Origin of the sequence: Rothia sp. HMSC061E04, assembly GCF_001813685.1 — a bacterium.
Lineage (GTDB): Bacteria > Actinomycetota > Actinomycetes > Actinomycetales > Micrococcaceae > Rothia > Rothia mucilaginosa.
The window spans coordinates 1-13,020 of record NZ_KV813702.1 but is presented as its reverse complement, the minus strand read 5'-3'; the positions used below and the strand labels follow the sequence as shown (position 1 = coordinate 13,020).

8 protein-coding genes and 1 CRISPR repeat array are annotated in these 13,020 nt (G+C 60.9%); of the genes, 3 read left to right on the top strand and 5 right to left on the bottom strand.

The annotated features are described in order from the left end of the window. Window positions 1-236: 236 nt before the first annotated feature. A CRISPR array of direct repeats spans window positions 237-387; the repeat unit is 20 nt; unit sequence GGCTCATCCCCGCGCATACG. A 573-nt stretch (window positions 388-960) separates the two neighbouring features. From HMPREF2927_RS04985 to HMPREF2927_RS04970, 4 genes are all read right to left on the bottom strand, one after another. Continuing rightward, the gene (locus HMPREF2927_RS04985) at window positions 961-2,049 is read right to left on the bottom strand and encodes a diacylglycerol/lipid kinase family protein (protein ID WP_070686083.1); all 1,089 of its coding nucleotides are present in this window, start codon (window positions 2,047-2,049) and stop codon (window positions 961-963) included. Between the two features lie 77 nt (window positions 2,050-2,126). Then, window positions 2,127-3,437, bottom strand: a complete 1,311-nt coding sequence (serS, locus tag HMPREF2927_RS04980) for a serine--tRNA ligase (protein ID WP_070686078.1) — start codon at window positions 3,435-3,437, stop codon at window positions 2,127-2,129. A gap of 94 nt (window positions 3,438-3,531) precedes the next feature. Continuing rightward, entirely contained in the window at window positions 3,532-4,479 is a 948-nt protein-coding gene (gene pheA, locus HMPREF2927_RS04975) for a prephenate dehydratase (RefSeq protein ID WP_070686076.1), read from the bottom strand. Between the two features lie 151 nt (window positions 4,480-4,630). Further along, the gene (locus HMPREF2927_RS04970; RefSeq protein WP_070686074.1) at window positions 4,631-5,518 is read right to left on the bottom strand and encodes a spermidine synthase; all 888 of its coding nucleotides are present in this window, start codon (window positions 5,516-5,518) and stop codon (window positions 4,631-4,633) included. A gap of 92 nt (window positions 5,519-5,610) precedes the next feature. Here HMPREF2927_RS04970 and HMPREF2927_RS04965 point away from each other — a divergent pair, with 92 nt between their 5' ends. Next, entirely contained in the window at window positions 5,611-6,234 is a 624-nt protein-coding gene (locus HMPREF2927_RS04965) for a GNAT family N-acetyltransferase (RefSeq protein ID WP_070686072.1), read from the top strand. A gap of 192 nt (window positions 6,235-6,426) precedes the next feature. Next, window positions 6,427-8,517 carry a phosphate acetyltransferase gene (gene pta, locus HMPREF2927_RS04960; RefSeq protein ID WP_070686070.1) on the top strand — a complete coding sequence of 697 codons (2,091 nt, stop codon included), beginning with the start codon at window positions 6,427-6,429 and terminating at the stop codon, window positions 8,515-8,517. A gap of 150 nt (window positions 8,518-8,667) precedes the next feature. Here the strand turns inward: pta and HMPREF2927_RS04955 are convergent, their stop codons facing one another. Next, window positions 8,668-9,117, bottom strand: a complete 450-nt coding sequence (locus tag HMPREF2927_RS04955; RefSeq protein WP_070686068.1) for a hypothetical protein — start codon at window positions 9,115-9,117, stop codon at window positions 8,668-8,670. Window positions 9,118-9,455: 338 nt separating this feature from the next. Here HMPREF2927_RS04955 and HMPREF2927_RS04950 point away from each other — a divergent pair, with 338 nt between their 5' ends. Beyond that, entirely contained in the window at window positions 9,456-12,683 is a 3,228-nt protein-coding gene (locus HMPREF2927_RS04950) for a DUF3427 domain-containing protein (protein WP_070686066.1), read from the top strand. Window positions 12,684-13,020: the final 337 nt, after the last annotated feature.

Here is a 13,020-nt window from a genome sequence, read left to right as displayed (position 1 = left end):
ATCCCCAAGATTTGCTGCTTTCGCGTACTCGTCTCTTGCGCGACGAGGGGCCCCTAATTGCATAAGGATGAACCCGAGAAGTCGGTGCGCTTCAGGCATGCTTGGGTCGAGCTCAACCGTCTATAATGAACAGCCAACGTCGGCTGACATGTTGCCTTCTCGGGCATGCACTGAAATTGGGTACGGGACAAATATACAATAATGTGACCAAAATCCAACATATAAGCGTGTCTGTCGGGCTCATCCCCGCGCATACGAGGAACACTGGGAAAACAACGACTTCGAGACTATGGCAGACGGCTCATCCCCGCGCATACGGGGAACACTTCCTTCTGCTCGCGCTCGGCCTGTTCTTCCTCGGCTCATCCCCGCGCATACGGGGAACACACTCAGCCACAAGTCGCAATACCCAGCCAAAGACCAAAAAATTATTCAGTTTTCACACGTATACATATATAAAAGGGGATGAGTAGACGATTACTCGTCTACGGTGACCCGCCGCCCGTGGCGGCTGGCCTTGACGCATCCAACGCCACAGCCCCCAACACCACCGAACCGGCAGCACCAGAGTCAGCAACTCCGCGTCCGTTTAGACTCTCCCCCGTGCCGGGGGCGAGTTGCGCCTCATGCATCCGCACAGCCTCCGCACGAATATTAGGGGATACCCCTGACAAGATAAGGGCTATTTTTGAGGTGCCCAGCAGTCCTCATGCCATCAAGATTTAGACTGGACTACAGCACCTAGAAACGAGGACTGTTCCGGGTATTCGGGCGCTGGAGATTGCCGCCCTAAATATGGGAATGGCGAGAAAAATAGTGCAAAAAATCGCCAATTTTTTCACTATCCCCTCTGATTTTCAGGAAATAGTGAAAAAATCGGCGATTTTTTTCATAATCCAGGTCACAAATAGGCAATTAGGGTGCCGGGCAGCCTCTCCCACAGCACCTTCACTACACCCACTAAAGCACCTCGGGGTGGACCGCCACCTCCACGGCGGCAGGCAGCACGCGCGCACTAATACGGTACGCCGACGGTGCCGGGTCACCATCCACCTCAACCGGCTGCGCACCATCCGGGAACTCCAACACCACCTCAGACCCCACCAGGTGGCGAATCACCGGCAGCTCAATGCGCGGCGAACCCAAAATCGTGCGGCGCGTAACCTTCGCCATCAGCAGCCCCCACTCCACCAGGTCACGCGGCGACGCCACAATCACCTCAAGATTACCGTCATTCACATCCGTCATATCCGCCAGACGAATACCACCCTGCAGGCGGCCACAATTCGCGATCAGCACCGACCGCATCGGCAGAGTACGAGGCTCCCCACCGTCCACGCTAATACGCACCGGGTGCGACCTGCCCAGCATATGCTTCATGCCGGACTGCACGTACGCAACCCAGCCGAACTTCGCCTTAATCTCCTCGTTCGTATCATTCATGACGAGCGCATCAAAGCCGGCACCACTCATCACAAAGAACGTGTGTTCGGTTTCTTCACCGGGGGTGCTCGTCGTCGTCATCTCAATCGCATCAACGTCCTGACCTGCACCGTTGAGCGCAATATTCACGCACGCCGCCACGTCACTCACCGGAATATACAGGTTACGCGCCAGTAGGTTACCGGTACCCATCGGCAGAATACCCAGACGCGGCTTACGCCCCTCATGATGCGCCAGCGCCGCCGCCACAGCACGCACCGTACCGTCACCACCTGCAGCAATCAGCAGGTCAACGCCCTCAGCGATCAGATCGCGGGCCGCCTCAGAACCGGGCTCGTCCACGCGGGTGGTGCGCACCAGCGCCTGCGGGTGGCCGTTCGCCGCGAGGGTACGTTCCAGAATCTCAATAGCCGCCGCGGCGCCGGGCTTACTCGGGTTGTACACCACGCCCACGCGCTGCGCCTCACCGGTGGGCAGGGTCGGCAGAACACCGAAGGGCGCACCCAGTTCGATAGCGCGTCGGCGCGCTTCACGGCGGGCACGAGTGACGGAGGCGGTCAGAGCCGCCGCCGCAGAAACACCAAGGAGTTTACGGTAAAGAGGCATAGTTCTTAGACTACCGGGATACGCGAAAACCCGCCCACCGTTTACGCGGTGAGCGGGTTTTTCAGCTGGTTGTGAGATTACTCAGCAGCTACTGCCGGGATGACCTCGGCGCCACCCATGTACGGGCGCAGCGCCTCCGGGATACGCACGGAGCCGTCTGCCTGCTGGTGAGTCTCCAGGATGGCAACCATCCAGCGAGTCGTCGCCAGGGTGCCGTTCAGGGTCGCTACGGAGCGGGTGCGGCCCTTACGCACGTTGCCTGCCTCGTCCACGGTGTCCGGGGTGCGCTCGCGGATGTTCAGGCGGCGCGCCTGGTAGGTGGTGCAGTTCGAGGTGGAGGTCAGCTCGCGGTAGGTGCCCTGGGTGGGGACCCACGCCTCGCAGTCGAACTTGCGGGCTGCGGAGGTGCCCAGGTCGCCTGCGGCGGTGTCAATCACGCGGTATGCGAGGCCGCAGCGCTGCAGCATTTCCTCTTCGAGGGACAGCAGCTTCTCGTGCATCTCTTCTGCCTGCTCGACGGGGCAGTAGACGAACATTTCAGCCTTGTTGAACTGGTGCACGCGAATGATGCCGCGGGTGTCCTTACCTGCGGAGCCTGCCTCGCGGCGGTAGCAGGAGGACCAGCCCAGGTACTTCTTCGCGCCCTTCTCGAAGTCGAGAATTTCGTCGGTGTGGTAGCCGGCGAGCGCCACCTCGGAGGTGCCGACCAGGTACAGGTCGTCGCGTTCGAGGCGGTAGATTTCGTCGTCGTGCTTGACGTTGAAGCCGGTGCCGTTCATGATTTCGGGGCGTACCAGGGTGGGGGTGGTCATCATGGTGAAGCCATGCTCGGTTGCGAGGTCGAGCGCCATCCACATGAGTGCCTGCTCCAAGCGTGCTACCTGGCCCTTGAGGAAGTAGAAGCGTGCGCCGGAGACCTTCGCGCCGCGTGCCATGTCGATGCCGTCGACGAGTTCGCCGATTTCGAGGTGGTCGCGCGGTTCGAAGCCGTCAGCGGTGAAGTCGCGGGGGGTGCCGACTTCCTTGACGACTACGTAGTCGTCTTCGCCGCCGACGGGTACGCCGTCGATGATGAGGTTTTCGATGCTGCTGATCAGTTCCTCGTATTCGGCGGTTTTCGCTTCGGAGGCTACCTTTGCTTCGTTGACGCGGGCTGCCAGTTCCTTCGCCTGTGCGACGAGGGCGGGCTTTTCTTCCTTGGGTGCCTTTGCGACGGTCTTGCCGAAGGCGTTCTGTTCGGCGCGCAGGGTCTCGTATTCGCCGATGAGTGCGCGGCGTGCGGTGTCGGCTTCGAGGATGCGGTCGACGTGGGTTTCGTCCTTGCCGCGTGCTCGCTGGGAGGCGCGGAAGACGTCGGGGTTTTCGCGGAGGAGGTTAATATCAATCACTGTTTTATCCTACCTAATCTTGCGGTGGGTTGTGGGCGGGGTTTGCACTGGTGGGGCGCGGGTAGGTGCGGGGGGGGTATCTAGTGGCGGCCGGCTAGTGGCGCTGCAGCTGTGCGGGGCGGCCGTTCGGGAAGAGCGACTCGACCCATTCGTGTGCGGCGTCGAAGGAGCCGTCGGAGTGGATGCTGTCGACTTCGGTGTTTTCGTGGTCGGCGCGCGGGTAGGAGCCGAGGAATTTCAGCGTCGGGGAGACGCGGTGCAGGCCGCGCAGGGCGTCGCGCATGCGTGCCTCGTAGATGTGGCCGTCGGCGTCGATGCTGAACGAGTAGGAGCCCATGCCTTCGCCGGTGGGGCGCGATTCGATGCGGGAGAGGTTCACGCCGCGTACGGAGAACTGTTCAAGCAGTTCGAGCAGGGCGCCTGCGCGGTTGGTGGGCAGCGGCACGGTCAGGGTGGTCTTGTCGGAGCCGGTCGGTTCGGGGATGTCGGCGGTGCGGGAGAGCAGCACGAAGCGGGTTACGGCGTTCTTGTTGTCGCCGATGTTGTCCTGCAGTACGTGCAGTTCCGGGTGGTAGTTCAGCAGCGCCGGGGAGCAGATTGCCGCATCGTAGGTGCAGCCCTCTTCGAGCAGGCCGACAGCCGCCGCGGCGGTGGAGGAGCCGGGCAGGTACGCCGCGGCGGGTACGTTATCCTGCGCCCAGCCGCGCACCTGCGCCCAGGCGTGCGAGTGGGTGGAGATAGTCTTAACGTCTTCAATGCTGATGGGCTTCGCGGCGACCAGCACGAAGCGGATCGGTACGAGCACCTCGCGGATAATGCGTACACCCTCGCTGGCTGCGATAGCGTCCAGGGTGGCGCTCACGCCGCCCTCCACGGAGTTTTCGATGGGCACCATGGCGGCGTCCACCTCGCCCGCGTTCAGGCGTGCGAGCGCGTCGGGCACGCTGGTGGCGGGGATGCGTTCGGCGCCGGATGCGCCGGGGACGCTCAGCAGGGCGGATTCGGTGAAGGTGCCGGAGGGGCCAAGGTAGGTGTATCGCATGCCACTATAGTAGCGTCTGCCGTGTAGGGGGCGCCGAATTGGGCCATAGGTTACGGTCTTTGGCGGTAGTTAAAAGCCCCCACCAAAGTCGCTAACCTATGGTCGAAAAATTTAAGTCATTACCGAAAGACCTAAGTCACGGCCGGAACCGCTACCTCACGAACTGGCGCACCCGCGCGGTGTCCCAGTACTGGGCGGGCACGCCTCCACCCATGAGCTCACGGGCGATAGCGGCAGCCTGCACGGAGCCAGCCTCCGGCAGGGGCGCGTGGGAGCCGGCGATAATGACGTTGCCGCGGCGGCGGCCCTTCAACATTGCCGAATCCGCCACAATGCACACGTACTCGAACACCTCAAGCAGGGCGGACGCCTCAGCACGGGCACCGGTCAGTGCCGGCCCGTCGCCGCAGTTCAGGATGTACAGGCCACCGGGTGCCAGCGACTCGGCGACGGTGCGGGTGAACTCGACGGTGGTAAGCGCCTCGGGCGTGGTGTCCCCGGCGAACACGTCACGAATCAGCACATCGCGGGATGCGGGCGCGAAGGTCGCGGTGACGGCACCCGCCTCGCCCACGCGAATCTTCACGCGCGGCGCCTTGGGGATGTCGAACCAGGCGCGCACATACTCGGCGAGCTTGGCATCCAGCTCAACGACGGTGTTGCGGCTGGTCGGGTACAGGTCAGCGAAATAGCGCGCCATCGAGCACGCGCCGCCGCCCAGGTGGGTGATGCGCAGCTTCGCGGCGTCCAGATGCTCCTCCACGTGCGAGGAGACGACCGCCGCGATCCAGCGCATGTACTCAAAATCCAGCTGGCGGGGCTCACCCACAATCACGTGGGAAGACTGCACACCATTAATAAGTAGCAGCCAGCCGTCGGCATGGTAGCCGTCAGGGACCAGCTCCGCCTCACCCGTAGAAATCGGGTACACGCCAGCGGCGGCACCCTGCACGGGGGTGCTCTCGGTATCGTCGATGCGGTTCTTCTGCTGCTTCTGCGCCTTTTGGGTCTTCTTGGGTGCCCTGCTCTTTTTCGCCATACCCACTAGACTAGCCGACAGCCCTCACGCCCCTAGCGTACGCATCCGCAAGGAACCGCCTCCATAGGGGTCGGCTGAATAGACTAGAACCCATGGGATTTGTATGTCAGGGCCGCTACGCGCTCGCACCAATTGAACCGACCGACGCCGAAAAATACGTCAACCTGCAGCTGGACTGCATGGAGCAAACCTACGACCCGATCTACTTCGACGCGCTCGGGGAAAGCTTCACCGCCCGCCACCGCGCCGAACGCAACGAATACCTCGAAGACTTCCACCGCCACCTCTCCTCCCCCACCGTGCGCGGCTTCTTCGCCTATGAGGTGCCCGGCTGGACCCCCGACGGCGGGCTCTCCTGCTCCATCGGCGTACGCATCGACTGGGATAAGCCGGTCGGCCTGGCGCTCTCCCTGTGTGAGCCCTCCTCCTGGGAACTCGAACGTGCCGACAACCTCCCCGAACTGCCTGCAGACACCCGTAAACTCGTACACCTGTACACCCTCAACCACGCGCACGGCACCGGGCTCGGTCAGGCACTCTACGAATCCGTCATCTACCCGGATGAAAACTCCTACCTGTGGGTTATGGCAGAAAACGAACGAGCGCTCTCCTTCTACGAGCGGCTCGGCTACCAGCGCAACAGCATCGAATTTGAGGCACGCGGCATCTGGGCGCCCGGCCACAGCGTACGGTACGCGCGCATCCTCAACCCCTAAACGACACACCCAAACAGGGAAACAGCCCGCCCACATGACGCAGCGCACCGCACACCCTGTTAGGCGCCACCCCCACAACGCCTTAAGATAGAAGAGACCTATAAGCTCGACGCACCCGCGCACAGGAGCACATACACCCCTGCGCAACCGCGGGACCCAGCGCCGAACATCGCATAGAAGGACAGTAAAACAATGACCACCGGTCTTTACCTCTCCGCTATGTCCCAGAACTCGGGCAAGTCCCTCGTAGCCCTGGGTCTAGCAGACTCCCTCATCAAGCGCGCAGACCGCGTCGGCTTCTTCCGCCCCGTCTTCGACGGCGCAACCATCGCCGACGACCCCATGGCACGCCTCATCCGTGAACACTTCGGCCTGACTGAAGAGCAGGTCGGCGGCGCAGTCTCCATGACCGACGCACTCGCACTCATCGCAGAAGGCGACACCGAAGAAATCTCCGCACGTGCGGTCTCCGCCTACGAGAAGGTCGCTGCAAACAGCGACGTCGTAATCGTCGACGGCGTCTACCTGCCCGCCAACGCGCTCGCAGTCGAATTCGACCTGAACGTCCAGATTGCACGCGACCTGGGCCTGCCCGTCGTCGCTATCGTCGGCGCACAGGAAGCAACCGTCGAGGAAGCAGTCACCGCCGTTGACGTGGCACGCACCGAGCTGCTCGCCTCCAAGGCAGACCTGCTCGCCATCATCGTCGGCCGCGCAGAACCCGAACTGCGCGAAGAAATCGAGAACTCCGTCAAGCGCGGCGACGCAAACCTGCCCGTCTACGTACTGCCCGAAATCCCCGAACTGACCGCACCCACCGTCGGTGAAGTTGCCGAAGCCCTCAAGCTCGACACCGAAGGCATCAAGGCAGAAGACCTCAGCCGCGACATCCACGGCATCAAGGTCGCAGCAATGAACGTCTCCAACTTCCTCAACCAGTTCGTCGACGGCGACTTCGTTATCGTCCCCGGCGACCGTGCAGACATCGTCGCAGCAACCCTCGCATCCGCACTGGCACCGACCTTCCCCGCACCCTCCGGCGTGCTGCTCACCGGCGGCCTGGACTCACTGCCCGGCAAGAACACCGCAGTCGGCTCCCTCATCGACAACGCACCGTTCCCCGTGCTGTCCACCACCAAGGACACCTTCAAGTCCGCACGCGCAGTCTCCCGCGTCCGCGGCACCCTCGAAAGCGGCCACCAGCGCAAGCTCGCAGCAGCAATGGGCGGCTGGGACGAGCACGTCAACAAGGACGAACTGCTCGCACGCCTCGAAATTGAGCGCCCCGCATCCATGACCCCGCTGCGCTTCCTGCACAACCTCATCGAGACCGCACGCGCAAACCGCCGCTCCGTGGTCCTGCCTGAGGGTTACGACGTGCGAATCCTGCGTGCATCCGAAATCATTGCACGCCGCGACTTCTGCGACCTGATCCTGCTTGGCAACCCCGCCAAGATCGCAGAGATTTGCCAGGCCGAAGGTATCGAACTGCCCAGCTCGATTCGCATCATCGACATCGAAAACAACGAGTACACCGAAGACTTCGCAGCAACCTACGCTGAGCTGCGTGCGCACAAGGGCGTCACCATTGAGGCTGCTCGCGAGCGCATGACCGACCCCTCGTACTTCGGCACCATGCTCGTCTACAAGGGCATCGCCGACGGCATGGTTTCCGGTGCTGTGAACACCACCGCGAACACTATCCGCCCCTCGCTCGAGTTCATCAAGACCCGCCCCGGCACCAAGATCGTCTCCTCCGTCTTCCTCATGCTGATGGAAGACCGCGTTCTGGTCTACGGCGACTGCGCAGTGAACCCGAACCCCAACGCAGAGCAGCTCGCCGACATCGCGAAGGCATCCGCAGAGACTGCACGCCAGTTCGGCGTGACCCCCAAGGTTGCTATGCTGTCCTACTCGACCGGCACCTCCGGCGCTGGCGCAGACGTGGATGTTGTGCGTGAGGCAACCGAGCTCGTGCGCGCATCGAACCCCGACTTCGCGGTTGAGGGCCCGATCCAGTACGACGCTGCTTCGAACATGTCCATTGCGTCGACCAAGCTGCCCGGCAGCGAGGTCGCTGGTCAGGCTACCGTGTTCGTCTTCCCCGACCTGAACACCGGTAACAACACCTACAAGGCTGTTCAGCAGTCTTCGGGTGCTGCCGCTGTGGGCCCGGTTCTGCAGGGTCTGCGTAAGCCCGTGAACGACCTGTCGCGCGGTACCACCGTTGAGGACATCATCAACACCGTTGCGATCACCGCAATTCAGGCACAGAGCCTGTAAGGTGCACACGGCGCTGTAGCGTGAAGGCTGCGGCGTTCCGTTGATATAGAAATCTCCCGCACTGGGCGGGGCATGCCTTGGAGGTGTGCTCCACCCGGTGCGGGAGATTTTTTGTAATTACAGGGATTTTTTTGGGGGCCGCTCCCCCGGTTAGTCTTTGCGGCGGTCGGGATATGCTCGGTCGAGGCGCACATAGTTAATCACGCCAAGAACAGCCATACCCACCGCGACCAGAACCGAGTCGAGGGCGGGCGGGAAAAGCCAGGTGAGCCCCGCCTCCACGGTGTAGGCTATGAGGCGGCAGATAAGGTAGGTGCACACCGCCACGAAAAGCGCGTAGGCAACGATGATGCCGACCGGGCGGGGCTCGTAGCCTTCTCGCCGGGCACGGAGGGCGGCACCCAGGGCGTTACCCAGATACAGGGCGAGAGCACCGACGACGACAGCCGCGGTGAGGGCACCATCAAGGAGCGTGCGCGGGGTCAGCGGTGCGGTGCCTGCCTCAGCGAAGAGGTTGAGGATGCGCACCGCGGCGTAGGCGTAGCAGAAGATGACTGCCGCGCGGATGGTGAGGGGTAGGTTGGTCCAGAAGGTTTTCATGCGGCCCCTTTCGAGGTTGAGGGCGGGCTTCTGTCTGAGTGTTACCCCAAGGATACCTAAGAACACCGGTGTGTGATGCGAATCAATAGCGTTTGGGCTGGTGTGTTCTGCGTGCGGGGCGGGGTGTTTGGTGCGCCGAGTTTAATCGCCGAGAAGCCACATGTGTTTCGAAAAGCAACATATTACGTGGCTTCTCGAAACACATGTGGCTTTTTAAGGAGGGATGCATGCAGGAGCCGCCCGATTTTTTGTAATTACAGAATTTCGCCGCCCCCCTACCCCGTGAGCCGGTGACCGCCCAGGCAGCGGCAAACCGCCCGGGCTGCTAGGCTGCTGCTATGACCACGACTGATGAAACTCTCCCCCTGGGACTCTACGAACACCTCAAGAGCGCATCGCTCATGGGCCGCACCATCCCCGAAGGCGCACAATGGCAGGAAGAAATCCTCCAAAAGGACGACTACAACATCCCCGAACTGCTCACCCAGTTCTTCGCCACCCAGCTGGCCCCCGCCCTCGAAAGCCTCAAAACCCCCGCAGACCAGGTGGAACTCATCAACCGCATGATGGAGCTCCTGCCGCAGGATGCCGAAGAGCAGAACGATTCATTGCTGACCGATGACGACAGCAACGTAATTCAGATGCGCGAGCTCGCCCTCACTGACGCAAAAACTACGCGCCCCGATATTCCTCTGAGCGACGTTGCTCTGATGACGAATACTTCTAAAGACCTGAATCTCAATACTGAAATTCAGAAAGAATTAGAAAGTGCAGACCGCGTAGATTTGCTCTGCTCATTTCTTAAAATGTCCGGCGTTAATAGTTTGAGTGAGCAGCTTAAAGCTATTAAAAATCGCGGTATTCCTTTCCGCATTATTACCACCACCTACATGGGCGCAACCGACCGCAAGGCTATCGACCGCCTCGTTGAAGAGTACGGTGCCGAGGTAAAAATCAGTTACCAGGGCGACAGCACCCGCCTGCACGCGAAGGCTTGGCTGTTCCACCGCAATACCGGCATGTCCACCGGCTATGTGGGCAGCTCGAACCTGTCCAGTGCCGCACTCACTGACGGACTGGAGTGGAATGTTCGCATCTCCAGCCCGATTACGCCCGGCCTAATCCGCCAGTTTGAAGGCCTGTTTGAAAGCTACTGGAAGAGCGGTGATTTCACCTCTTACACCGCCTCTGACAAGGAGAAGCAGGAGCTCGACACCGCCCTAGCCAAGGCCGATATTACCGGCCGTAAAAGCAAGGGCCTGGAGTACGATATCGACTCGTCCCTGCTGGATGTGCACCCGTTCCCGCATCAGGCGCGCATGCTCGAAGAAATGCAGAACGCTCGTTCTAAGGGCCGCCACCGTAACCTCGCCGTGGCCGCAACCGGCACCGGCAAAACCGTGTTCTCGGCTCTCGACTACAGGCGCCTCTGCGAGCAGTACGGCAAAAAGCTGAAGCTGCTTTTCATTGCACACCGAAAAGAAATCCTTGACCAGGCGCGCCGCACTTTCGGCGACGTCATGCTTAAAGGTAATTTCGGTGAGCTCCTGACCGGCGGCAAAAAGCCCGAATATAATGAGGCTGTTTTTGCGACCGTTCAAACGTTGTCAGGTGCCGCCCTCGAAAGTTACGCGCCGGACTATTTCGACGTCATCATCATGGACGAATGCCACCACATTAAGGCCGCCAGCTGGGACAAAGTTTTCAACTATTTTGAGCCCCGTGAATTTATCGGCCTGACCGCAACCCCCGAGCGAGAAGACGGGGTAAACATCGCCGACAAGTACTTTGACGGTTACGTGGCAACCTCAATCCGCCTATGGGACGCACTCGAAGACCACCTCCTCGTACCCTTCCAGTACTTCGGTATTGCCGACGGCACCGACCTGCGCCGCATCAACGTTCGGGGTGGCCGGTACGACGAAAACGCCCTGGAGAACCTGTACACCAAGGGCGAAGCTGAACGCCGCCTGCGCATCATCGTGGAGGAGCTACGCGAGAAGGTCGACAACCCCCTACGCATGAAGGCACTCGGGTTCTGCGTGAGCGTGAAGCACGCCGAATACATGGCGCAGAAATTCAACGAGGTGGGTATTCCTGCCGACTTCTTGGTCGGTACAGATTCCGCCGAGCGTCGCGCCGAGGTCATGAAGAACCTTGCAGACGAAGCGCACGAGCTGACCACGATCTTCACCGTGGACCTGTTCAACGAGGGCGTCGACATTCCGAGCGTCGATACCCTCCTGATGCTGCGCCCCACCCAGTCGCTCACCCTCTTCCTGCAGCAGCTGGGCCGCGGCCTGCGCCGTGCGCCGTTGAAGTCTGTTCTGACGGTCCTCGACTTCGTGGGACACCAGAACAAGAACTTCATGGTTCACCACAAGTACCGCGCCTTTGTACGACAGGGCACCCTGGCCGAGCAGGATATTGAGAGCCCCGAGCTGCCGGCTGGCTGCCACTTCCACCTGGACGAGATGACTCAGAAGCAGGTCATCAAGAAGATTCGCGAGTCCCTACGCATGAACCAGAGCGCCCTCATCGACACCGCAAAGAGCTACCTGGAAGATATGCGCCGAAACTCCACGGACCTCGATATTCGCCCCACCGTCATTGACTTCATCAACCGCTACGGGTTGGGACTGCCGCAGATTTACGGCCGCAACAGCAAGGTGACCCTGCCCGGTGTCACTAAGCCCGTCGCAACGACCTGGACCAGCCTCCTGGCCGCGAGTGAACTGTACCCCGACCTGGTGGTTCCCTTCCAGGACAACGTGGCCGTCGAGACGAATAAGCGCGTCAAGGCACTCACGCACGTGCACGACACGTTCCGCATTAACGCATACCTGGAGCTACTGAACACGGACATCCTAGAGCAGGACATGACCGATGAACAGCGCCGCCACGCATGGATGCTTCTGTTCTCCATCTGGCCGAAGGCCAAGTGGGACGGTTCCTCTGAGAAGTTCAGCCTCGACGAGGGCCTGGCAACTCTGCGTAAGAACCGCGGCATGCTGCAGGAGATGGAGAGCGTCTGGAACTTTAACGCCGGTACGGATACCACCTCCACCTTGCCGCTCTTTGAGGGTGAAGGCGTCCCCCTGCGCACTCACGCCCTCTACTCCCGTGAGGAACTATTCGCTGGACTGGGCGGTCAGGAGGAGAACTTCAAGGTACCCGGCGGCGTGGTCAACGGTGTCGTACCCTTCGACCCGACGAACACCACCGCGCTACTGGTGACGCTGGAGAAATCTGAGAAGCACTTCTCCCCGGCCACCATGTACAAGGACTACGCCATCAGCACTGACGAGTTCGCATGGGATTCGCAGAGCGCGACAACCCCCGAAAGTCCGACGGGTCAGCTCTTCCAGCATCACGAGGAGCGAGGCCGACGCATCGTGCTCTTCGCCCGCCAGCACAGGGAGAATAGGCTCGGCCCCGAACCCTACATGTGCCTGGGCACCGTGAAATACATTTCTCACGAGGGCTCCAAGCCGATGCATATTCGCTGGTCGTTGGACCGGCCGATGCCGACGTCCATGTTCCAGATCGCGAAGATTGCCTCGTAGGCTCTAAATAACCGCAGCAGGCGGCCCCGAATGTGTGTGCATCCGGGGCCGCTCTGTTTTTTAGACCGAGGTTTTCGATAGGTTAGTGCCTTCACCGTGGGTCTTTAACCCGCAGTGAAGACACTAACCTATCGACGAAAAGGCAAGGCATAACCCATAACCAGCTCTCATCTACCTGGCGCAGCCGGAGATTCGGTCATGGGTTACGGATTTATGCCATAGGTTAGTGTCTTTCGTCGTAGTTAAAAACCATGGCAGAAGACGTTAAACCATGGCACAAATTCTGCAGAAGCGGCACCTCCGCGGGTGCAGAGATATTTGATGCATAAAGCATTGA

Bases quoted from the DNA above. Each gene is read 5' to 3' on its own strand.
- HMPREF2927_RS04985 (WP_070686083.1), bottom strand. From the start codon at position 2,049: ATGCCTCTTTACCGTAAACTCCTTGGTGTTTCTGCGGCGGCGGCTCTG.
- pheA (WP_070686076.1), bottom strand. From the start codon at position 4,479: ATGCGATACACCTACCTTGGCCCCTCCGGCACCTTCACCGAATCCGCC.
- HMPREF2927_RS04970 (WP_070686074.1), bottom strand. From the start codon at position 5,518: ATGGCGAAAAAGAGCAGGGCACCCAAGAAGACCCAAAAGGCGCAGAAG.
- HMPREF2927_RS04965 (WP_070686072.1), top strand. From the start codon at position 5,611: ATGGGATTTGTATGTCAGGGCCGCTACGCGCTCGCACCAATTGAACCG.
- pta (WP_070686070.1), top strand. From the start codon at position 6,427: ATGACCACCGGTCTTTACCTCTCCGCTATGTCCCAGAACTCGGGCAAG.
- HMPREF2927_RS04955 (WP_070686068.1), bottom strand. From the start codon at position 9,117: ATGAAAACCTTCTGGACCAACCTACCCCTCACCATCCGCGCGGCAGTC.
- HMPREF2927_RS04950 (WP_070686066.1), top strand. From the start codon at position 9,456: ATGACCACGACTGATGAAACTCTCCCCCTGGGACTCTACGAACACCTC.